This window comes from Anoxybacillus suryakundensis, assembly GCF_001418025.1.
Lineage (GTDB): Bacteria > Bacillota > Bacilli > Bacillales > Anoxybacillaceae > Anoxybacillus > Anoxybacillus tengchongensis.
The window spans coordinates 19,309-39,970 of the sequence record NZ_LIOK01000005.1 but is presented as its reverse complement, the minus strand read 5'-3'; the positions used below and the strand labels follow the sequence as shown (position 1 = coordinate 39,970).

Genomic DNA, 20,662 nt, shown 5'->3' with positions numbered 1-20,662 from the left:
CGTGCTGAGAACAGAGGAGATGCTTTTAAACGTCGGACCACAACATCCGAGCACGCATGGGGTATTTCGCCTCGTGCTAAAAATTGATGGGGAGATGATTAAAGAAGCGACTCCCGTCATCGGTTATCTTCATCGCGGGACAGAAAAAATCGCAGAAAATTTGCAGTATACACAAATCATCCCGTATACAGACCGGATGGACTATTTATCCGCGATGACGAACAACTACGTCATTTGTCATGCAGTAGAAACGATGATGGGCATTGAAGTGCCAGAGCGAGCGGAATATTTACGTGTGCTTGCGATGGAACTTGGTCGCATTGCGAGCCACCTCGTTTGGTGGGGAACGTATTTGCTTGATATTGGTGCAGTCAGTCCGTTTTTATATGCGTTTCGTGAACGAGAAATGATTATTAATCTATTAAACGAACTATCAGGTGCGCGGCTCACATTTAACTACATGCGTGTTGGTGGGGTAAAATGGGATGCGCCAGATGGATGGATTGACAAAGTCAAGCAGTTCGTTCCGTATATGCGCAAGCAGCTCGAAGGTTATCATGAGCTCGTTACAGGAAATGAAATTTTCCGCAATCGCGTCATCGGCGTCGGCAAATATACGAAAGAAGAAGCGTTAGCCTATTCGTTAAGTGGCGTTAATTTACGTTGTACAGGGGTGAAATGGGATTTAAGAAAAGACGAACCGTATTCGATTTATGATCGGTTTGACTTTGATGTACCAGTACGCACAGAAGGTGACTGTTTCGCCCGTTATGAATGCCGTCTCGCTGAAATCGAGCAATCGCTTCGCATTATTGAACAAGCGTGCGAACAGTTTCCAGATGGCGGTGAAATTATGGCGAAAGTGCCAAAAATCATTAAAGCGCCACCGGGCGAAGCGTATGTACGCATCGAGTCACCGCGGGGAGAAATTGGTTGTTATATTGCGAGCGACGGGAAAAAAGAGCCGTATCGCTTAAAATTCCGTCGACCGTCATTTTATAATTTGCAAATCCTTCCAAAACTACTAAAAGGGGAAAATATCGCAAATTTAATTGCGATACTTGGCGCGATTGATATCGTGCTTGGGGAGGTCGATGGATGATGATGGAACAACTTTTACAGTCGACGCCGAGCTGGACGAATGTCGCCATGTTCTTTGCGATTGGCGTAGGGCTGTTGCTCGTTGTGTTAGGGTTTGTCACGTACGGCATTTTAGCCGAACGAAAAGTGATGGGATTTATGCAAGGACGCATCGGGCCGAACCAAGTTGGAGGTCGCTGGGGATTACTCCAAACAGTTGCTGACGTGTTAAAGCTACTGTTGAAAGAAGATACGATTCCAAAAGCTGCAGATCGTCCATTGTTCATTTTAGCACCGGTTATTGCGTTTGCTCCTGCTTTTATGGTGCTTGCAGCGTTGCCGTTTACGGATGCGTTGCAATTTGCTGATATTGGCGTAGGGCTGTTGTATTACATTGCCGTTTCTGGATTAACGACCATTGGGGTTGTCACAGGCGCATGGGCGTCAAACAATAAATATGCATTGCTTGGAGGCATGCGTGCAGCTGCACAAATGATTTCATACGAAGTGCCGCTTGTCATGTCTGTTATTGGTGTCATTTTGTTAGCGGGAAGTTTAAACTTAAATGACATTGTTGAAGCGCAAAAAGATGTTTGGTTTATTGTTGTGCAGCCAATAGGGTTTCTCGTTTTTCTTGTCGCAGCTGTGGCAGAGTTAAATCGGACGCCGTTTGACTTACCAGAAGCTGAATCAGAACTTGTCGCGGGTTTCCATGTTGAATATTCTGGCTTCCGCTGGGCGTTTTTCATGCTTGCAGAATACGTGTACTTTTTTGCGATGGCGGCATTAACGACCGTGCTCTTTTTAGGGGGATGGCATCCGCTTCCGTTTCTCGGTTTTATTCCAGGAGCTGTTTGGTTTGCATTAAAATTTAGCGTTGTTGTCTTTTTATTCATTTGGTTTCGCATTACGTTTCCGCGTGTGCGTGCCGATCAATTAATGGAATTTGGTTGGAAAGTGTTATTGCCAGTTGCGCTCGTGAATATTTTTGTGACGGCTCTTGTAAAACAACTATTTTTTTAAATAAAAAGGTGGGTGGGCAGAAATGCTCGGTTTAATGAAAGGATTAGCGTATACGCTGAAAAACTTAACAAAAGAAAAAGTGACGTACGATTATCCGAATGAACCGCTTCCGCTGCCGGATCGCTTTCGCGGCATTCAAAAGTTTTATCCAGAAAAATGTATCGTTTGCAATCAGTGTGCAAACATTTGCCCGACCGACTGTATTCAGTTGACGGGTAAAAAACATCCGGACCCGACGAAAAAAGGAAAAATTATTGATACGTACGACATTAACTTTGAAATTTGTATTTTATGCGATTTATGTACCGAAGTATGTCCGACAGAGGCGATTGTCATGACGAACAACTTTGAATTAGCGGAATATAGTCGCGACGAGTTATTTAAAGATTTAACGTGGCTTGATGAAAACGATACGAACGTGCGGAAGGTGAATAAGCCATGAGTGGACAATATATTGCTTTTTTCGTTCTTGCGCTCATTGCGCTTGGCGGCGGCATCTTTATGTTAAATTTAAACAAAGTCGTCCATATGGTCGTGGCGCTCGTCTTTACGTTCGTCAGCATCGCCGGCATTTACGTGCTTTTATCTGCTGAATTTGTCGCGGCTGTCCAGGTGCTTATTTATTCTGGGGCAATTACGATCATTATGTTGTTTGGTATTATGCTTACGCGCCATCAAGATGACGGGCAATCGACAGGTAGCCCGCTTCGAAAAGCGTTCGCTTTGCTCGGTACAGTTGCTTTTGGCGCCGTGATGTATATTGGCATTCGCACGCTCGACTTTGGCAGTGAAGCAGTTGGGCTTCATGATAAAAATACGGAACAAATCGGAATTGCAATATATTCGAAGTACGTCATTCCGTTTGAACTTGCGTCTGTTTTGTTGCTTGTCGCATTAATTGGCGCAGTCATTTTAGCGAAAAAAGATGATAAGGAGGCGGGAGAGTGAGCGTACCGTTATCCGCCTATCTCGTATTTGCGCTTCTGTTATTTTGCATCGGATTGTACGGGGCGTTAACAAAACGGAATACAGTAATCGTGCTCATTTGTATTGAACTTATGTTAAATGCGGTAAACGTCAATTTAGTCGCATTTAGCAAGTACGGGATTAACCCAGGCATTACAGGGCAAGTATTTTCGCTCTTTACGATTACTGTTGCCGCAGCAGAAGCGGCGGTTGGATTAGCCATTTTAATTGCGCTATACCGCAATCGCAAAACCATTCATATTGATGAAGTTGATTCAATGAAACGATAAAGGATGGGAAACAAAGGGGTTATATATAAATGCACCTGAAAAAGGGGATGATTGAACGATGATGGAAAACGCATGGCTCATACCGCTTTTTCCGTTCGTATCGTTTGTTGTGCTGCTTGTTGCGGGCAAGCAGTTAAAAGAACGAAGCGCGTATGTCGGAATGTTGTTGACGTTTCTTTCGCTCGTATTTGCCCTCGGAACGTTGTATGAGCGATGGACGTCACCAACATACAAACAAGCATATACATGGTTAACAATCGGGGATGTGCATTTGACGGTCGGCTTTGAAGTAAATGCATTAAATGCATTAATGCTCGTTGTCGTATCGCTTGTTAGTTTTCTCGTACATACGTATGCGAAAGGATATATGCACGGTGATGAGCGCTTTCCGGTGTTTTATGCATATTTAGGCTTATTTACTTTTGCGATGCTTGGGCTCGTCATATCGCCTAACTTATTGCAAACGTACATGTTTTGGGAGCTTGTCGGTCTCGGCTCGTTCTTATTGATCGGATTTTATTTTTACAAAGAAGAAGCAAAAGCTGCAGCGAAAAAAGCGTTTATTATGACGCGCATCGGGGATGTCGGGTTGCTGATCGGTATGATTTTATTGTTCTTAGAAGTAAAAAGCTTTGAATATGAAGCTATTTTTGCTTCGTTACAAAACGGTAATGTGTCAACGACGATCATTACATTAAGCGCTATTCTTATTTTTATTGGAGCTGTCGGAAAATCTGGTCAATTTCCGCTTCATACGTGGCTTCCAGATGCGATGGAAGGACCGACACCTGTATCAGCATTAATTCATGCCGCGACGATGGTCGCCGCTGGAGTATATTTAGTGGCAACATTGTTCCCGCTTTACGAAGCGAGTGAAACAGCGATGATGACCGTCGCTTATGTCGGAGGATTTACCGCCATTTTTGCAGCATCAATCGGCTTAGTGCAAACGGACATTAAACGGGTGCTTGCCTATTCGACCGTTAGCCAGCTCGGTTACATGATGTTAGCGCTCGGCTCTGCTGGGTACGTGGCAGGTGTCTTTCATTTAATGACGCACGCCTTTTTTAAAGCGTTGCTCTTTTTAGCTGCAGGTAGCGTCATTCATGCGGTGCATACGCAAAATATTGAACAAATGGGCGGATTATGGAAAAAAATGAAATGGACCGCTCCACTCTTTTTAATTGGAACGTTAGCAATTAGCGGATTCCCATTTTTCTCAGGATTTTTCAGCAAAGATGAGATTTTAATTGCCGCCTGGACGCACGGGCATGTCGGTTTATTTGTTGTCGCTGTTATTGCTGCCTTTTTCACAGCGTTTTATATGTTCCGTTTATTTTTTCTTGTGTTTACAGGTGAAGCGCGGACAAATGCCCAAGATGTGCATGAGTCACCAACGGTTATGGTGTTGCCGATGATCGTGCTCGGTGTGCTCGCAGTCGTTTCTGGTTACGTGCAAACACCATGGGGAGCGTTTTTAGGTGAGTGGTTGACAGAAGGAACGAACTGGTACGCCCATACAGAAGGTCCAAGCTGGATTATGATTGTAGCGACAATTGTTTCATTATGCGGAATCGCATTAGCATGGCTCATATATGGCAAACGTGCGATTGCGCGCGACTGGTTATCGTCACGTTTCCCACTCACGTACAACGTGCTTATGAACAAATATTACATCGACGAGTTTTACGGACTTACCGTCATTCGTGTTGCTTCGTTTATTAGTTTGTTATTTGAGTATATCGATCGATTCCTTGTGGAAGGATTGGCACAATTATTTGCAGCAACAGCGCGCGGCATCGGCCGAATCGGCTCACGTTTACAAAACGGGCAAGTGCAGATGTACGGTACGGTAACGATTGTCGTTTTAGCGATTCTCGTCGTCATTTTTGCGGTGACAGGGGGGTATTTATAATGCAGCCATACTTTTTATCGCTCTTAATTTTCTCCCCACTTTTAGGTATACTCGTTCTTTCGTTTCTTTCGAAAGAGCAAGAAAAAGCGATTAAATGGCTTGGTGTGTTGGCAACGTTGCCATCGTTATGCTTATCGTTGTTTGCGTTTTGGCAATATCAAAACGGTTATGATATAAGCAAGTTAACGGAAAAACGGTCATGGATTCAATTTGGTGAGTTTCCGTTTTTAAAGGAGACGGATTTTACTGTTGCATATGAACTTCATGTTGACGGTTTTGCGCTTGTCATGATCGTTTTAACGACCATTTTAGCAACACTTGCGGCGATCGCTTCTACATCCATTCAAAAAGAGTGGAAAGGGTATTTTCAACTGTTTTTATTGCTCGAAATCGGTATGCTTGGCGTATTTGCTGCTAGCAACCTTGTGCTCTTTTTCATCTTTTTTGAGTTGACGCTCATTCCGATGTTTTTCTTAATCGGAAAATGGGGGTATTTCGAAAAAGAAAAAGCGGCCTATAGCTATTTAATTTATAACGGTCTCGGTTCCGCTGTTTTATTGATCGTTATTGCGGTATTGTTTGCGCGTACCGGCACATCAAACATTGCGGAGTTACGCTACATATTAACTAACCCAGCGGTACAAACCATTTCGCCAATTTCCGACGATCTTCGTTACGGTTTATTTATTGCATTGCTTGTTGCATTTGGAGTAAAATTGCCGATCGTGCCGCTTCATCGTTGGATGTTGCGCGTGCACGTTCAAGCGCCACCATCAGTCGTCATGCTGCATGCAGGGGTTTTGTTAAAAATTGGTGCTTTCGGTCTTGTTCGATTCGCATTCGGATTATTTCCCGGGCAATTTCAACAATTTTCGACATGGCTCATTGTTTTCGGTGTTGTCAATTTGTTGTACGGTGCGTTTTTAGCGCTTAGACAAACCGACTTTAAAATGGTGCTTGCTTATTCGAGTGTATCGCATATGGGTATTGTATTAATTGGGCTCGGCTCGCTCAACGAGGCAGGAATACAAGGAGCGATCTTTCAAGCGGTGTCACACGGATTTATTGCGGCGTTTTTATTCTTCTTCGTTGGCGTTATGTACGAAAGAACGCGTACAACGACGCTTGCCCGTTTAGGTGGTTTGGCGAAGACGATGCCGTACGTTTCAGGTTTTGTTCTCGCCGGTGCGATGGCTTCACTCGGTTTGCCAGGAACGTCCGGATTTATTAGCGAGTTTATGGCGTTCGTTGGTGCATTTCAAGCAGAACCGTGGTTAGCTGCCATCGGTACGCTCGGTATTATTATGACCGCTGTGTATTTATTACGCGCTGTACTTGGCATGACGTTCGGACAAACAACGGTATCAAACGTGCACGATTTACGAGGCATCGAATGGGTGCCGGCAATTAGTTTACTGCTTCTTATTGTCATCATCGGGGTATATCCGAACGTATTGGCGATGCCACTACAAACGACGATTGAAACGATGATGAACGGGTTAGGGGGTTGATGAGATGGATTTCGAAACATTACTTAGCTATGAATGGGGCGTCATGATGCCGGAATTTATTATTCTTGGTGTGGCGGTTGCGCTCTCACTCATCGACCTATTTATGCCGGAAAATCGTAGTCGGCGTCTCCTTGGTTTATTCGCTTTCGTTGGCATCGCCGTTTCATTCGTATCGCTCCTCGGTTTATGGACGAGTGATGTCACGTCCATTTTAGGTGATACGTTCCGTCTCGATTCGTTCGCCAAATCATTTAAAGCGTTATTGCTCATTGGTAGTGCGCTCGTTTTATTGCTTGCTCTTCATTATGAACCGAAAGAGCGCATTGCGTATCGCGGTGAGTTTTACTACTTGTTCTTAACTGCGCTTCTTGGTGCAATGATGATGACATCAAGCGGTGATCTCATTACGTTGTTTATCGGCCTTGAATTATTGTCGCTTTCTTCTTATATTCTCGTCGCGATTCGGAAAAAACATACATTAGCCAATGAAGCAGCGTTAAAATACGTCATTACCGGAAGTATTGCCACAGCTATCACGTTGTTCGGGATGAGCTACATCTTTGGCTTTACCGGATCGACAAATATAAAAGAAATTGCCCAGCAACTCGCAAGCACGTACGATGAAAACCATCAATATATTTTATCGCTTGCCTTTTTGCTTACGTTTATCGGTTTGTCATTCAAACTGGCGGCTGCTCCGTTTCATATGTGGGCACCAGACGTATACCAAGGCGCAACGACGCCAGTTGTTTCTTTCTTAAGCGTTGTTTCTAAAACAGCTGGATTTGTTATCGTGTTGCGCGTTATCGTTTCCGTATTTGCTCAAACGCCATCAGGAAGTTCTGCTTCAATGCTTATGACGCTTGCGCCATACATCGCTTTTTTAGCAGGAGCAACGATGATTATTGGCAATACGATCGCGCTTCGCCAGCGCAATGTCAAACGCATGCTAGCGTATTCGAGCATCGCACATGCGGGATACGTGCTCGTTGCTTTCGCAAGCTTATCGATGTTTATGTTTGAAGCGATTTGGTTTTACTTGTTGGCGTATTTGTTTATGACCATTGGGGCGTTTGCGATTTTACAAGTTGTCTCTCAGCATCACGATGATGAAGACGTGAGCGTATTTGCGGGCTTGTACCGTCGCTCGCCGCTCATGGCGGTAGCGATGACAATCTTTTTACTATCGCTTGCAGGCATTCCTGGGACGGCTGGATTTATCGGGAAAATGAACATTTTCCTCGGTGCATTCGTCGTTGAGCCAGCTCATTACGTGCTTGCAACTATCATGGTGATCACGACAGTTGTATCGTACGTCTATTACTTCGGTATTTTCGTTCAAATGTTTTTCCGGCCGGTCGAACATACACATCGATTAGAGTGGCCACCGGGGGTTATTGCCGTCGTCGTTATTTGTGTCATCGGCACCGTTTTATTAGGGGTTTTTCCGAACATTGCCTACGATTTCCTTGCACCGTTTGAACATTTTAGCGATTTTCTTCAATAAGACGTATAATGGAAGGGGTGTACCCTTCCATTTTTTATTTTGAAGGAGGAGTAAACATGGAGACGTTTGGACAAGAAGCGTTAATTAGTTTATTGTCGCACGTATTTTTCATTACAGTGACGTGGTGGACGTTACAAGCGGTGCGGCTTGAAGTTATTTTTAAACCGAATCGCATCATTCAAGCACGTGTATTTTACATTCTTTTGACGATTGTCATCGGTTCATTAGTGAGCAATTTCTTTTTAGATTATTTACGCTGGTCGCGCCAGTTGCCGTTTTTACTTTAGACGCGAGCATTGTCGATTTTTTTTACGTATCTTCCCTTCCGATCTGGCAACAATAAAAGCTAAGGAGAGGAAGGGAAAAGAGATGAAAAAAAGATGGTTGGCACTCGTTATTTTTTGTTTGTTATTAAGTGGTTATCGGATGTATGATGGTAAACGTGTCGATGAAGAAATAACGAAAATGAACGACATGCTTGGCGTATTTGAATCCCATCATATTCACCTCAAACGATGGAACGTCTACGCCAAAGAGCAAGTGCTTACAAATGACCCTCACAACTGGATCCAACAATACGTGAGAACATGGTCCTCTTTTCGTTGGACGGCTGAACCGCACAAGATGATTGGCAAACGTGAAACCTCCGCTTACGTTGAAACAATTCAACTCATCACGGTCGCTCATCATCAAACGATTGTTGTTTTATATGAAGCAACCGGTTCAACGTGGAATAAACAACTCGAACGCACACTCGACCGACAAACGACAAAATTATTCGTAAAACCTACATTTTTCACTTGTATTACAGGGGAATTCGATGGTAAGATGAAAGGTGTTTTGTTTGACAAGGCGGTTCGCTTGCTTGCTTCGTTTCAAGCGCAACCGATTGAATCATTGCGTGAAGAGGCATTTGTCTCTGTCTCAGCATATACTGAGCAGTGGAAGACATCACTTTCTGTCGGACAACAACAAATGAATCTTCAACTGGCGTTACGACAAGACGGATTGGGCGCGCGAACGACCGTTGTCATTGGCACCCCAATCATAACAGCTGAATATTAATATAGAGACTTTGGACGCGGAGGGGAATGCCTTGGAAAAAATCATCGTCCGCGGCGGGAAGCGGTTAAGTGGCACAGTGAAAGTGGAAGGTGCGAAAAACGCTGTGTTACCTGTCATCGCCGCAACATTATTAGCAAGTGAAGGAAAAAGCGTCATTTACGATGTACCCGAACTCTCCGATGTATATACGATTGGTGAAGTGTTACGTCACTTACAAGCGGACGTAACGGTTGGCAACAACAAAATTGTCGTTGATGCATCTGGAGAGCTGAGTGTTGAAGCTCCATTTGAATATGTACGAAAAATGCGAGCATCTGTATTAGTGATGGGTCCATTGCTTGCGCGCAAAGGTCGCGCACGCGTCGCATTACCAGGTGGTTGTGCGATCGGGTCAAGACCAATTGATCAACATTTAAAAGGATTTGAAGCGATGGGTGCGACGGTGAAAATCGGTAACGGTTTCATCGACGCCGAAGTAAATGGAAAATTGCGCGGTGCAAAAATTTATTTAGACTTCCCGAGTGTCGGTGCGACTGAAAACATTATGATGGCTGCTGTATTAGCAGAAGGGACGACCGTCATTGAAAACTGCGCAAAAGAGCCGGAAATCGTCGACTTAGCTAATTTTTTAAACGCGATGGGTGCGAAAGTGCGTGGTGCAGGAACAGGCACGATTCGCATTGACGGGGTTACTACATTATATGGTGCCGAACATACAGTTATTCCTGATCGTATTGAAGCTGGAACATTTATGATTGCAGCTGCCATTACAGGCGGAAACGTTCTTGTGCAAGGTGCGGTGCCAGAACATTTAACATCGTTAATCGCAAAGCTGGAAGAAATGGGTGTCACCATTATAGAAGAAGACAGCGGTTTGCGCGTCATTGCTCCCGACAAATTGAAAGCCGTTGACGTAAAAACGATGCCACATCCGGGCTTTCCGACGGATATGCAGTCACAAATGATGGCGCTTCTTATGAAAGCAGAAGGCACAAGCATGGTGACAGAAACGGTATTTGAAAATCGCTTTATGCACGTCGAAGAATTTCGGCGTATGAATGCTGATATGAAAATTGAAGGGCGTTCCGTCATTATTAACGGTCCGTGCCAACTGCAAGGGGCAGAAGTGGCTGCGACGGATTTACGTGCGGCTGCAGCACTTATTTTAGCCGGGCTTGCTGCAGAAGGATATACGCGCGTGACCGAACTGAAACATTTAGATCGCGGTTACGTTCGCTTCCATGAAAAATTAGCTGCGTTAGGTGCTGATATTGAACGTGTACGTGAAGATATCGATACAGTACAAAGACAAATGACAGATGTTGGATGAATGTAAGAAACGACCGTTTGCAGAAGGCGAATGGTCGTTTTTTTGCATATATGCTTGTCCTCGGGCATAAAGTGTAATAATGACAAAGGGGGGATTCAATTGCGACAATGGATGATGGCAACGATTGCGTTATTTACACTCATTTTACTCATTCCTGCATTAGTTGTTTTAGCATTTGGGGAAAAGCAAGAGGCACCCCTTCCTGCCCAACCGATGCAAATTCAAGCGCGCGATGAGCCGACGGTGGAAGTAGCTGTATATCGAAGCAAGGAAAAAAAAGTCGAGCGACTGCCGCTAGAACAATATGTCATTGGTGTGGTAGCAGCGGAAATGCCAGCAGAGTTTGAAATGGAAGCATTAAAAGCGCAAGCATTGACCGCAAGAACGTACATCGTCAAACAACTCATATATAACCAACCGATTCAACTACCAGAAGGGGCAAACGTCACCGATACGGTCATGCATCAAGTGTATTATAATGACGAGCAACTAAAAGACATATGGGGCATCAGTTACGAATGGAAAATAAAAAAAATTAAAGAAGCGGTCGAGGCGACAAAGGGACAAATTTTAACGTACAACAATGAGCCAATTGAAGCGGCATTTTTCTCCACGAGCAACGGCTATACGGAAAACTCAGAAGCGTACTGGCAAAACGCTTTCCCTTATTTAACGAGCGTTGAAAGCCCGTGGGATACACAGTCGCCGAAGTTTTATGAACAAGTGACGATATCTGTTCGTGAATTTGAACAACGGCTCGGCGTGAAATTACCGAAAGACGGTTCGGTTGGCAAAGTGCTTGCGCGCACGCCAGGCAAGCGTGTTGCCCTTGTCGATATTAATGGTAAACAGCTTACCGGTCGAGAAGTGCGTGAAAAGTTGCAATTAAAATCAACAGATTTCACATGGACAAGGCAAGGAAATCACATCGTTATTACGACGAAAGGATACGGCCATGGCGTCGGTATGAGTCAATACGGGGCAAACTTTTTAGCCAAGCAAGGGAAAACGTATAAAGAGATTGTCAAATATTATTACCAAGGGGTACAAATTCACGATCTCTCACTTGTCGCTTCGAAATTTTGAAGCGACAAATTTTTTTGTTTTCATGTGTATAAATGTTCTTCTTTCTGTTCACAATGGTTGCTGAGGTGATGAACATGAAAGAAGAAAACAAAAAAGTTTCAAAGTTGTTCCGTAAACGTTGGGTTGTTCCTTCCATTTATTTGTTCAGTGCGGCGCTCATTTTAACAGGTGTGCTTTGGTTCCAAAGCAAAACAAACGACATCGTGCAACCGCCTGTTGATGAAGCGAAACAAGGTACAGCGGTCAACGAACCAGAGTCTGTACCGGTTCAACAAGTAGTGGAACAAATTGCGATGCCTGTCCTTGATCCGAATGCTGTTGAAATCGCTAAACCATTTTACGACTTCAGTGCACCAGCCGAAGAACAAGAAGCTGCTCTCGTCTCTTATAATGATGAATATTATCCAAACAAAGGTGTCGACATCGCGATGAAAAACGGCGAAAGCTTTGATGTAACTGCATCATTAAGTGGAACAGTCATTAAAGCAGAAAAAGACCCGCTTTTTGGATACGTCGTTCATATTCAACACGATCGCGGCGTTGTGACGGTATATCAATCATTACAAGACGTGCAAGTGAAAACAGGTGATACAGTAAAACAAGGACAAGTCATTGCAAAAGCGGGCACAAACGAGTTTAATCAAGAAGCAGGCGTTCACGTCCACTTTGAAATTCGTAAAGATGGGCAAGCGGTCAATCCAGTCGCTTACTTCGATCAACCGCTAAGCGCATTAGAAAACAAAGAGCAACAAACGGAACAACAAGAAACAAATCAAAACAAAACAAATGAACAACAAAGCGATCCGTCAAGCACTGTTCCAGATGCTTCGATCGGAATGGCAAGAACATGAACAGGTGGGCAAAATGCTCATCTGTTCGCTTTTTTATGGAATATATTTTCTTCTTGCCTAATACACTATTACAAACTTGAACAACGAGGGTGTTTGAGGTGAGATGAACGATTAATAGATGGGATTGACGATTTTGTTATGAACGAGTAAACGCCACTGCGATAAACGCCTTATACGTCTCATTTCACACTTCTCACATCCAACTTAGGGAGGGCGAGCAGTGTGCACGATTACATCAAAGAGCGTACAATCAAGATTGGCAAGTACATCGTGGAGACGAAAAAAACCGTTCGCGTCATCGCGAAAGAGTTCGGTGTGTCCAAAAGCACCGTGCATAAAGACTTAACGGAACGGCTCCCGGAAATTAACCCCGAATTAGCGAATGAAGTGAAAGAAATTTTAGATTACCATAAATCCATTCGCCATTTGCGAGGAGGAGAAGCAACGAAGAAAAAATATAAAAAAGAAACGGAGCAAGCAACGTAAATTTCTTGTTCCCCTTGCTCTTTTTTCGACATCGTTGTGGTAAAATATTTTATTAGGAGAAATGGCAAGGAGGAACATACATGTTTTTAGCAAGGGATATTGGCATCGATCTCGGCACGGCGAACGTGTTGATTTATGTAAAAGGAAAAGGCATTGTATTAAACGAACCTTCTGTTGTTGCGATTGATCAACATACGAAGCGGGTGTTAGCGGTCGGAGAAGAAGCGCGGCGCATGGTCGGGCGCACGCCTGGGCATATTGTCGCCATCCGTCCATTAAAAGATGGGGTGATTGCGGACTTTGAAATTACGGAAGCGATGCTGAAACATTTTTTAAGTAAGCTCAATGTAAAAGGCTGGTTTGCGAAACCGCGCATTTTAATTTGTTGTCCAACGAACATTACGTCAGTCGAACGTAAAGCGATTAAAGAAGCAGCCGAAAAAAGCGGCGGCAAAAAAGTATACTTAGAAGAAGAACCGAAAGTAGCAGCCATTGGCGCTGGAATGGATATTTTTCAACCATCTGGAAATATGGTTATTGACATCGGTGGAGGTACAACGGATGTTGCAGTATTATCGATGGGTGACATCGTCACATCCTCCTCGATTAAAGTAGCCGGTGATAAATTTGATCAAGAAATTTTAAACTATATTAAACGAGAATATAAGCTATTAATTGGTGAGCGAACTGCAGAAGAAATTAAAATAAACATCGCTACCGTGTTTCCGAACGCTCGCGATGAAGCGATGGATATTCGTGGTCGCGATTTAGTAACGGGCTTACCAAGAACGATTACCATTCGTTCCGGTGAAATTGAAAAAGCGCTACGCGAAACGGTATATACGATCGTCCAAACAGCAAAAAGCGTCCTTGAGCGCACACCGCCAGAGCTGTCAGCCGACATTATTGACCGCGGTATTTTCTTAACAGGAGGCGGAGCGTTGCTTCACGGTATGGACCAATTGCTTGCGCAAGAATTAAAAGTGCCTGTTTTTATTGCGGAAAATCCGATGGATTGCGTCGCAATCGGCACAGGGTTAATGCTCGATAATATCGACAAAGCTCCATATCGTCAACTTGTATAGGTGCCATTGGGAAATGGTACCTATTCGCTTTTTTCCCCTTTTTCTTTTATAATGAAAGTAGTGTGAAAACGATGGAGGGGACGTTTTATGTTTCGCGGATTATATACAGCTGCTTCAGGCATGCTTTCCCAACAACGCCGTATCGAAATGATGACGAACAATATCGCAAACGCCAATACGCCAGGCTATAAAGCCGATCAAGCATCGTTACGGGCTTTTCCAGAGATGTTGATGCATCGCATTCAACAAACGACGATTCCGACAGAAAAAAAACTGACATGGCGTGACCGGACATATATTGGCCCGCTATCGACGGGTGTGTACGTGCAAGAACTTGTGCCAAACTTTGCTCAAGGCGATATACGCGAAACAGGCAACAATACCGACCTAGCTATTGTTGATGGCACAGGCACGTCATTTTTTACGGTACAAAACGAAACAGGGGACGTTCGTTATACGCGCAACGGTCATTTTACGATCGATGCAGATGGCTTTTTAACGACGACAGATGGTCTTTACGTGCTCGATGAAAACAACAACCGTATTTTCGTCGGGGACGAGCAGTTTACTGTATTAACGGACGGAACGATTACAAAAAATGGGAAGCAACTTGCACGCCTTCGCATCGCCTACGCTGAAAATGTCCAAGCGCTTGCGAAGGAAGGAAATGGTTTATTTCGAGCAGAACAACAACTCCCGACTGCTGAGACGTATACGATTCGTCAACAATATATTGAACGTTCAAACGTCGATTTGTCTCGTGCGATGACTGACATGCTTTCGGCTTACCGAGCGTTTGAAGCGAACCAAAAAATTTTACAAGCATACGATAAAAGTATGGACAAAGCGGCAAATGAAATCGGCCGCTTAAAGTAGGGGGATGACGATGCTTCGTTCAATGATTACTGCCGCCAATACAATGAACCAACTACAACAACAGCTGGACGTCATTAGCCATAATATCGCAAACGTCAACACAAACGGGTTTAAAAAGCGCGATGCGGTGTTCGGTGAATTGCTCGCTCAACAGTTTACTAACTTGCCAAAAACAGATGAAGCACCGCGCCTCACCCCGGCTGGCGTCCGCCTTGGTGTCGGCGCAAAAGTAGCGTCAACACATATGCAAATGAAGCAAGGATCGATTGTAAAAACGGATCGCCCGCTTGATCTTGCATTGACGAAAGAAGGGCAATTTTTCCGCATTCTTGTCGACGGTGCGATTCAATATACGCGTGACGGTGCGTTTTACCTTAGTCCGTCGGCGGACAATCCGAATGAACTCATGCTTGTGACGGCAGATGGTTATGCAGTCGTAGATGAAAACAACGAACCAATTACGGTGTCGGAAGGATTTAAAGATATTCAAGTCACTCAAGACGGTACAATGCAATTCATTGCGCCAAACGGAAATATGATGCAGACGATCAACATCGGCGTATCATACGTGACGCGTCCGCAACTGATGCAAGCGCTTGGCGATAACCGTTTTGCTTTTCCAGCTGATGTGAATAATGAAGACGTAACGGTTAATTTAGCTGGCAACAATCGCAACAACATTTCACTACAACAATATGCCCTAGAACAATCGAACGTGGAACTAGCGACCGAAATGAGCGAACTTATGATTACGCAACGGTCATACCAACTTAATGCTCGTGCGATTACATTATCGGATCAAATGATGGGGCTCATTAACGGCATTCGTTCATAGAGGGGAATGTATATGGAGGAAAAACAACAGAAACGCTCGCTTCGCCGTCCGCGTCGCCGTCTTATTCCGATTTGGCTTCGTTTGCTTATCGTCCTTTGTTTGATTACGATTAGCACATTAGCAGGGGCGATGATTGGCTACGGTATGCTTGGCGGAGGAAACCCGTTCGATGCATTAAAGCCAGCAACGTGGCAACATATTATTGATTTAGTAGAGAAACAGTAGTGGACATACCACTTCAAAACATGATACATTGAAAACAAGCGGAAGGGAGATCCTTCCGTTTTTTTATAAAGGAGGAATTTATATGCTTGATATTCAACAAATTAAACAAATTATTCCACATCGCTATCCGTTTTTACTCGTTGACCGCATTGTTGAAGTGGAAGAAGGAAAGCGTGCCGTTGGCATCAAAAACGTGAGCGCCAACGAACAATTTTTTGTCGGCCATTTTCCTGACTATCCTGTTATGCCGGGTGTATTAATTGTTGAAGCGCTTGCGCAAGTCGGAGCTGTCGCGATGTTAATGAAAGAAGAAAACCGTGGACGTCTTGCTTTCTTCACCGGCATTGACAACTGCCGCTTTAAAAAACAAGTAAAACCGGGCGATCAATTACGTCTAGAAGTGGAGATGATTCGTTTCAAAGGGGCAATCGGTAAAGGAAGAGGAGTCGCTACCGTTGACGGCGAGCTCGTATGCGAAACAGATATTATGTTTGCTTTAGGTGAGAAAAAATAATGCATACGCTTCTTTTTTCTGGGCATGTTATAAGTGATTACATATGCCTAAGAAAGGAGATATGCAATGAAAAAACTATGGCTACTTAAGCTTATTAGCGCGCTCATTGCCGTCATGGTCGTTACAGGCTGCAATAACGATGATACAGACAACGATATGAACAATCAAGAAGAAATGCAGCCGGGTGAAGACACAAATGAAGGTGTTGGCGACGATGAAAACGATGCTGTGCCGGATGAAGAAGACGCTGTCGAAGATGCCGAAGATATGAACGATGCTGACAATACGGACGAATAAACGTAAGAGGTTTCCTCTTGCGTTTTTTTATTCCCTTAATTCCTATAACCGTTAGTATAGTTATAAAAAAACTTTGTCAATACACGCTTCTTTATGATACAGTAACGGTTGACGATAATCATATGGAGGGTTTTATATATGTTAAAACAGCTTCCTCATCGCATGAAGATGAACATCACGCTGTCGATTAAAAAAGTGTTTGAAAAATATATGGCAACGATTGGTTGGGATGAAACAAAATACGATGCAGCCACATTTATGGAACAATGGCGCCATTATTTGTACAATGAAGCGACATGGTTTGCGGAATTAGATGATGCGATTAAAACAAACCCACAATTTCATGAGCAACTTGCAGCACGTATTAACGAAATTATTGACCAACTCGTAAACGAACCTCCAACGGATGAACAAATTGCAGAAATTAACCGTCTCACCGAACGCCTTGGCATCGATGATTTCCCATACGGCTGTAAGTTAGAAGCAAAATATCATATTGAACGTCTACAACAAGAGCTAAAAAAAAAGAAAAGCTAACGAAACGAGCGAGTGAAAAGCAACGTAAACTAGCAGAAATTTTATATTACCAAGCATATGACCGCCCGCTACCAGAGGGCGACTATACGGTGGCAGAAATGAATAATATCATTGCACAAGCAAAACAAATCATTACGCAAGAAGAAACAGAAGAAGAGATGATTCACTAACCGATAGCATGTGAAGCTGTCGGTTTTTTTTCGTGGAAGTAAATTGACAAAAAGGGTAGAAAAACGGAAGTGTTTGTCGGTATAATGAATCTAGTGAATGTTTTTGTCGAAAATATATGTTTTATGGGAGGACGTCATGGAAGAGACGATTAGCTTACGAGAACTATTTCAAACGTTGCGTAAACGCGCTTGGCTTATTATTGCGATTACCGTCATCGCGACGATGACAAGCGGCATCGTTAGCTATTTTGTGCTGACGCCGATGTATCAAGCATCGACACAACTATTAGTGAACCAAGCGAAAAGTGAACAGCCGATTTACAATATTAGTGAAATTCAAACGAACTTGCAACTTATTAATACGTATAACGTCATTATGAAAAGCCCAGCGATTTTAGATATTGTCAAAGAAGAACTGGACTTAAACATGCCCGTTGAAGAACTTAATGAAAAAATTAATGTAACGAGCGAAAAAGACTCACAAGTAGTTAACGTCACAGTGGAAGATCCCGATCCGTATATGGCTGCTGATATTGCAAATACAGTTGCGAGCGTATTTCAGCGCGAAATCGTTAAAATTATGAACGTCGATAACGTGAACATTTTAGCGAAGGCAGAAGTAAAAGAACAGCCGGTTCCGGTCAAGCCAAAGCCGCTATTAAATATGGCGATCGCTTTCGTTGTCGGCATCATGACAGGCGTCGGTTTAGCGTTTTTACTTGAGTATTTAGATAATACGATTAAAAACGAACAAGATGTCGAGAAGTTGCTTGAGCTACCTGTCCTAGGGGCAGTAACGGTTATTGAAGACGATCAAAACGGCGTTCAAACAATGCAAGCCAAAAGACAAGTACGAGGTGAGACGATTGGTTCTTAAAAAGAAAAAGCAAGTATTTGAGCGGACGATGCGCTCACTCATTACAAAAACAAATCCAAAATCGCCGATTTCTGAACAATATCGGACGATTCGCACGAACATTCAATTTTCGGTCGCTGACCGTCCGTTGCGCTCAATTATGGTTACTTCCTCTGCCCCTGCAGAAGGAAAATCGACAACGGTTGCCAATTTAGCGGTCGTTTTTGCACAACAAGGAAAAAAAGTGCTTCTTATCGATGCAGATTTACGTAAACCGACAGTACATTATACGTTTCGAAGAGACAACTACGTCGGTTTAACGAACGTATTAACGAAACAAGCTACACTTCAAACAGCAGTGAAAGAAACAGATGTGGAAAACTTATTCGTTTTAACGAGCGGTCCGATTCCGCCAAATCCAGCTGAATTGCTTGGTTCAGCTGCGATGGAAGAACTATTAGCGGAAGCGTATGATCAGTTTAATGTTGTTCTTTTTGATACACCGCCCGTTTTAGCGGTTACAGATGCACAAATTTTAGCGAATCAATGCGACGGAACAATTCTTGTCGTCCAAAGCGGTAAAACAGAAATTGAAGCAGCACAAAAGGCGAAAGAACTACTTTTGGCTGCGAAAGGAAAGCTTCTCGGTGTCGTATTAAACCAAAAGAAACAAAAAGAAAGTAGCTATTACTATTACTATGGTAACAAATAGACAATATTCGACAAAAATTGTATATTGTCTCCTTCTATTTTCCTATGTTACTATAAATTTCGTGAATCTAGTTGTCGAAAGATGATGAAATCCATTGATTTTTGGTCGATATAAAAAGGGAGAGAGGGGTTCGCATGATTGATATTCATAGTCATATTTTACCGTCGGTTGACGACGGAGCAAAGACGCTCGATGATGCGATCGCCATGGCGAAAGCAGCGGTCGCTGAGGGGATCACAACGATCATCGCAACCCCTCATCACCGTAACGGAACGTTTGAAAATGAGAAACAATCGATTATTGAGCACGTCTATGCATTAAATGAGGCGTTGCAAATGCATCACATTCCCCTCTCTATCTTACCAGGACAGGAAGTGCGCATTCATGGGGAACTGATGGATCATTATCGCGATGGGGATATTTTGTCGCTTGCGGAGACGAAGTATGTGCTTGTGGAGCTTCCAAGCAACCACGTTCCGCGCTATACGGAGCAGCTTCTTTTCGATATGCAACTGCAAGGGCTTGTTCCGATCATTGCCCATCCCGAACGAAATAGTGAGCTCGTTGAACATCCGAACAAATTATACGAACTAGTGAAAAAAGGAGCATTAACACAACTGACTGCCGCAAGTGTCGCAGGAAAGTTCGGAAAAAATATTAAAAAGTTTTCGCTGCAAATGATTGAAGCGAATTTAGCTCACTTAATCGCATCCGATGCACATAATACGACGACACGTGCATTTCATATGCGCGAAGCGTACGACGTCATCCAAAAACAGTTCGGCTCACCAGCGGTGTATGTGTTTCAAGAGAACGCACAGCTGCTTGTCGCAAACGACACATTGTATAAAGATGCGCCAGAACGAATGAAAAAGAAAAAATTTTTAGGTATTTTCTAAGTTTCATCGTTTCCTATACATACTATGGAATAATTGTGCATTGCTGATTTCGAACGTTTGTCGATATCGGCTTTCCTTTTCGGTGATGTCTCCTTACCGTTATCAACGGAGGCACTCGGCCGTGCTGTGGGTGGGGACGATGACGGTCCTGCCACCTTAGACGCCTGTCGTCAATGGTGCGGTGTGAGGGCGGGTTAGATGCCCAATGCTAACCTTGTTTTTTATTTATGTCTCTTTTTTGCCATGTTATAATGAGAGAAATGGTAAAGGAGGGATACAATGAGTCAAGAATTAAAAGCTTTGCTTCGCTCTGTATTGAAGGAAGAACTACAGCCTGTTCATGAGCGATTAGAACGTGTTGAACAAACGCAACAAGAGTTACAACGCGGTCAAAAAGCATTAGAAAAGAGTGTTGCTCAAATCCAGCAAGATGTAACAGAGCTACAAGTAGGCCAGCGAGCACTAGAAAACACGGTTGCTCAAATTCAACAAGACGTCGCACAGTTACAAGCAGGTCAACAAGCATTACAACAAGACGTCGCACAA

24 protein-coding genes and 1 pseudogene are annotated in these 20,662 nt (G+C 43.6%); all 25 read left to right on the top strand.

The window, feature by feature from the left end; all coding sequences use genetic code 11:
- The first annotated feature begins 1 nt into the window (after position 1).
- Positions 2 to 1,102 (top strand): NADH-quinone oxidoreductase subunit D, encoded by a 1,101-nt coding sequence (locus ASC42_RS04705; protein ID WP_055440771.1) that lies wholly within the window; start codon positions 2 to 4, stop codon positions 1,100 to 1,102.
- Entirely contained in the window at positions 1,102 to 2,103 is a 1,002-nt protein-coding gene (gene nuoH, locus ASC42_RS04700) for an NADH-quinone oxidoreductase subunit NuoH (protein WP_055440888.1), read from the top strand. Before ASC42_RS04705 ends, nuoH begins: the two co-directional genes overlap by 1 nt.
- A 22-nt stretch (positions 2,104 to 2,125) precedes the next feature.
- The gene (gene nuoI / locus ASC42_RS04695) at positions 2,126 to 2,545 is read left to right on the top strand and encodes an NADH-quinone oxidoreductase subunit NuoI (protein ID WP_003396988.1); all 420 of its coding nucleotides are present in this window, start codon (positions 2,126 to 2,128) and stop codon (positions 2,543 to 2,545) included.
- Positions 2,542 to 3,051, top strand: coding sequence for an NADH-quinone oxidoreductase subunit J (locus tag ASC42_RS04690; protein WP_055440770.1), 510 nt, complete (start codon positions 2,542 to 2,544; stop codon positions 3,049 to 3,051). Before nuoI ends, ASC42_RS04690 begins: the two co-directional genes overlap by 4 nt.
- Positions 3,048 to 3,359 carry an NADH-quinone oxidoreductase subunit NuoK gene (gene nuoK / locus ASC42_RS04685; RefSeq protein WP_055440769.1) on the top strand — a complete coding sequence of 104 codons (312 nt, stop codon included), beginning with the start codon at positions 3,048 to 3,050 and terminating at the stop codon, positions 3,357 to 3,359. The genes ASC42_RS04690 and nuoK overlap by 4 nt, the downstream gene beginning before the upstream one ends.
- A 58-nt stretch (positions 3,360 to 3,417) precedes the next feature.
- Positions 3,418 to 5,274 carry an NADH-quinone oxidoreductase subunit L gene (nuoL, locus tag ASC42_RS04680; RefSeq protein ID WP_055440768.1) on the top strand — a complete coding sequence of 619 codons (1,857 nt, stop codon included), beginning with the start codon at positions 3,418 to 3,420 and terminating at the stop codon, positions 5,272 to 5,274.
- Positions 5,274 to 6,785 (top strand): NADH-quinone oxidoreductase subunit M, encoded by a 1,512-nt coding sequence (locus ASC42_RS04675; protein ID WP_055440767.1) that lies wholly within the window; start codon positions 5,274 to 5,276, stop codon positions 6,783 to 6,785. Before nuoL ends, ASC42_RS04675 begins: the two co-directional genes overlap by 1 nt.
- A 4-nt stretch (positions 6,786 to 6,789) precedes the next feature.
- Positions 6,790 to 8,292, top strand: a complete 1,503-nt coding sequence (nuoN, locus tag ASC42_RS04670) for an NADH-quinone oxidoreductase subunit NuoN (protein ID WP_055440766.1) — start codon at positions 6,790 to 6,792, stop codon at positions 8,290 to 8,292.
- Between the two features lie 56 nt (positions 8,293 to 8,348).
- Positions 8,349 to 8,579: a DUF1146 family protein gene (locus ASC42_RS04665; protein WP_032101306.1), complete on the top strand. Its 231-nt coding sequence runs from the start codon at positions 8,349 to 8,351 to the stop codon at positions 8,577 to 8,579.
- An 82-nt stretch (positions 8,580 to 8,661) separates the two neighbouring features.
- The gene (locus tag ASC42_RS04660) at positions 8,662 to 9,357 is read left to right on the top strand and encodes a YwmB family TATA-box binding protein (protein WP_055440765.1); all 696 of its coding nucleotides are present in this window, start codon (positions 8,662 to 8,664) and stop codon (positions 9,355 to 9,357) included.
- Positions 9,358 to 9,388: 31 nt separating this feature from the next.
- Positions 9,389 to 10,687 carry a UDP-N-acetylglucosamine 1-carboxyvinyltransferase gene (murA, locus tag ASC42_RS04655; RefSeq protein ID WP_032101304.1) on the top strand — a complete coding sequence of 433 codons (1,299 nt, stop codon included), beginning with the start codon at positions 9,389 to 9,391 and terminating at the stop codon, positions 10,685 to 10,687.
- A 99-nt stretch (positions 10,688 to 10,786) separates the two neighbouring features.
- Positions 10,787 to 11,773 (top strand): stage II sporulation protein D, encoded by a 987-nt coding sequence (spoIID, locus tag ASC42_RS04650; RefSeq protein WP_082435690.1) that lies wholly within the window; start codon positions 10,787 to 10,789, stop codon positions 11,771 to 11,773.
- A gap of 74 nt (positions 11,774 to 11,847) precedes the next feature.
- Positions 11,848 to 12,624: a stage II sporulation protein SpoIIQ gene (spoIIQ, locus tag ASC42_RS04645; RefSeq protein WP_245191145.1), complete on the top strand. Its 777-nt coding sequence runs from the start codon at positions 11,848 to 11,850 to the stop codon at positions 12,622 to 12,624.
- A 222-nt stretch (positions 12,625 to 12,846) separates the two neighbouring features.
- Positions 12,847 to 13,110 carry a sporulation transcriptional regulator SpoIIID gene (gene spoIIID, locus ASC42_RS04640; RefSeq protein WP_032101302.1) on the top strand — a complete coding sequence of 88 codons (264 nt, stop codon included), beginning with the start codon at positions 12,847 to 12,849 and terminating at the stop codon, positions 13,108 to 13,110.
- Between the two features lie 80 nt (positions 13,111 to 13,190).
- Positions 13,191 to 14,195: a rod shape-determining protein gene (gene mreB / locus ASC42_RS04635; RefSeq protein WP_055440763.1), complete on the top strand. Its 1,005-nt coding sequence runs from the start codon at positions 13,191 to 13,193 to the stop codon at positions 14,193 to 14,195.
- A gap of 87 nt (positions 14,196 to 14,282) precedes the next feature.
- Complete coding sequence (flgF, locus tag ASC42_RS04630) at positions 14,283 to 15,071, top strand: flagellar basal-body rod protein FlgF (protein ID WP_055440762.1); 789 nt, start codon at positions 14,283 to 14,285, stop codon at positions 15,069 to 15,071.
- Positions 15,072 to 15,081: 10 nt separating this feature from the next.
- Positions 15,082 to 15,906 carry a flagellar hook-basal body protein gene (locus ASC42_RS04625; RefSeq protein WP_055440761.1) on the top strand — a complete coding sequence of 275 codons (825 nt, stop codon included), beginning with the start codon at positions 15,082 to 15,084 and terminating at the stop codon, positions 15,904 to 15,906.
- 12 nt (positions 15,907 to 15,918) lie between these two features.
- Complete coding sequence (locus ASC42_RS04620) at positions 15,919 to 16,131, top strand: DNA-directed RNA polymerase subunit beta (protein ID WP_055440760.1); 213 nt, start codon at positions 15,919 to 15,921, stop codon at positions 16,129 to 16,131.
- 82 nt (positions 16,132 to 16,213) lie between these two features.
- Complete coding sequence (gene fabZ / locus ASC42_RS04615; protein WP_055440759.1) at positions 16,214 to 16,645, top strand: 3-hydroxyacyl-ACP dehydratase FabZ; 432 nt, start codon at positions 16,214 to 16,216, stop codon at positions 16,643 to 16,645.
- A 66-nt stretch (positions 16,646 to 16,711) separates the two neighbouring features.
- On the top strand, positions 16,712 to 16,942 hold the full coding sequence (locus ASC42_RS04610) for a hypothetical protein (protein ID WP_003396952.1): 231 nt from the start codon (positions 16,712 to 16,714) through the stop codon (positions 16,940 to 16,942).
- Positions 16,943 to 17,080: 138 nt separating this feature from the next.
- Positions 17,081 to 17,479: a hypothetical protein gene (locus tag ASC42_RS04605; RefSeq protein WP_055440758.1), complete on the top strand. Its 399-nt coding sequence runs from the start codon at positions 17,081 to 17,083 to the stop codon at positions 17,477 to 17,479.
- Between the two features lie 306 nt (positions 17,480 to 17,785).
- Positions 17,786 to 18,526, top strand: a complete 741-nt coding sequence (locus tag ASC42_RS04600) for a YveK family protein (RefSeq protein ID WP_055440757.1) — start codon at positions 17,786 to 17,788, stop codon at positions 18,524 to 18,526.
- 28 nt (positions 18,527 to 18,554) lie between these two features.
- Positions 18,555 to 19,217, top strand: coding sequence for a CpsD/CapB family tyrosine-protein kinase (locus ASC42_RS04595; protein WP_055440886.1), 663 nt, complete (start codon positions 18,555 to 18,557; stop codon positions 19,215 to 19,217).
- A gap of 134 nt (positions 19,218 to 19,351) precedes the next feature.
- Positions 19,352 to 20,116 carry a tyrosine-protein phosphatase gene (locus tag ASC42_RS04590; RefSeq protein ID WP_055440756.1) on the top strand — a complete coding sequence of 255 codons (765 nt, stop codon included), beginning with the start codon at positions 19,352 to 19,354 and terminating at the stop codon, positions 20,114 to 20,116.
- A 279-nt stretch (positions 20,117 to 20,395) separates the two neighbouring features.
- Positions 20,396 to 20,662, top strand: a pseudogene (locus tag ASC42_RS14020) (hypothetical protein); the annotation flags it as partial.

Bases quoted from the DNA above. Each gene is read 5' to 3' on its own strand.
- nuoH (WP_055440888.1), top strand. From the start codon at position 1,102: ATGATGGAACAACTTTTACAGTCGACGCCGAGCTGGACGAATGTCGCC.
- nuoI (WP_003396988.1), top strand. From the start codon at position 2,126: ATGCTCGGTTTAATGAAAGGATTAGCGTATACGCTGAAAAACTTAACA.
- ASC42_RS04690 (WP_055440770.1), top strand. From the start codon at position 2,542: ATGAGTGGACAATATATTGCTTTTTTCGTTCTTGCGCTCATTGCGCTT.
- nuoL (WP_055440768.1), top strand. From the start codon at position 3,418: ATGATGGAAAACGCATGGCTCATACCGCTTTTTCCGTTCGTATCGTTT.
- ASC42_RS04675 (WP_055440767.1), top strand. From the start codon at position 5,274: ATGCAGCCATACTTTTTATCGCTCTTAATTTTCTCCCCACTTTTAGGT.
- nuoN (WP_055440766.1), top strand. From the start codon at position 6,790: ATGGATTTCGAAACATTACTTAGCTATGAATGGGGCGTCATGATGCCG.
- ASC42_RS04665 (WP_032101306.1), top strand. From the start codon at position 8,349: ATGGAGACGTTTGGACAAGAAGCGTTAATTAGTTTATTGTCGCACGTA.
- ASC42_RS04660 (WP_055440765.1), top strand. From the start codon at position 8,662: ATGAAAAAAAGATGGTTGGCACTCGTTATTTTTTGTTTGTTATTAAGT.
- spoIIQ (WP_245191145.1), top strand. From the start codon at position 11,848: ATGAAAGAAGAAAACAAAAAAGTTTCAAAGTTGTTCCGTAAACGTTGG.
- mreB (WP_055440763.1), top strand. From the start codon at position 13,191: ATGTTTTTAGCAAGGGATATTGGCATCGATCTCGGCACGGCGAACGTG.
- flgF (WP_055440762.1), top strand. From the start codon at position 14,283: ATGTTTCGCGGATTATATACAGCTGCTTCAGGCATGCTTTCCCAACAA.
- ASC42_RS04625 (WP_055440761.1), top strand. From the start codon at position 15,082: ATGCTTCGTTCAATGATTACTGCCGCCAATACAATGAACCAACTACAA.
- ASC42_RS04620 (WP_055440760.1), top strand. From the start codon at position 15,919: ATGGAGGAAAAACAACAGAAACGCTCGCTTCGCCGTCCGCGTCGCCGT.
- fabZ (WP_055440759.1), top strand. From the start codon at position 16,214: ATGCTTGATATTCAACAAATTAAACAAATTATTCCACATCGCTATCCG.
- ASC42_RS04610 (WP_003396952.1), top strand. From the start codon at position 16,712: ATGAAAAAACTATGGCTACTTAAGCTTATTAGCGCGCTCATTGCCGTC.
- ASC42_RS04605 (WP_055440758.1), top strand. From the start codon at position 17,081: ATGTTAAAACAGCTTCCTCATCGCATGAAGATGAACATCACGCTGTCG.
- ASC42_RS04600 (WP_055440757.1), top strand. From the start codon at position 17,786: ATGGAAGAGACGATTAGCTTACGAGAACTATTTCAAACGTTGCGTAAA.
- ASC42_RS04595 (WP_055440886.1), top strand. From the start codon at position 18,555: ATGCGCTCACTCATTACAAAAACAAATCCAAAATCGCCGATTTCTGAA.
- ASC42_RS04590 (WP_055440756.1), top strand. From the start codon at position 19,352: ATGATTGATATTCATAGTCATATTTTACCGTCGGTTGACGACGGAGCA.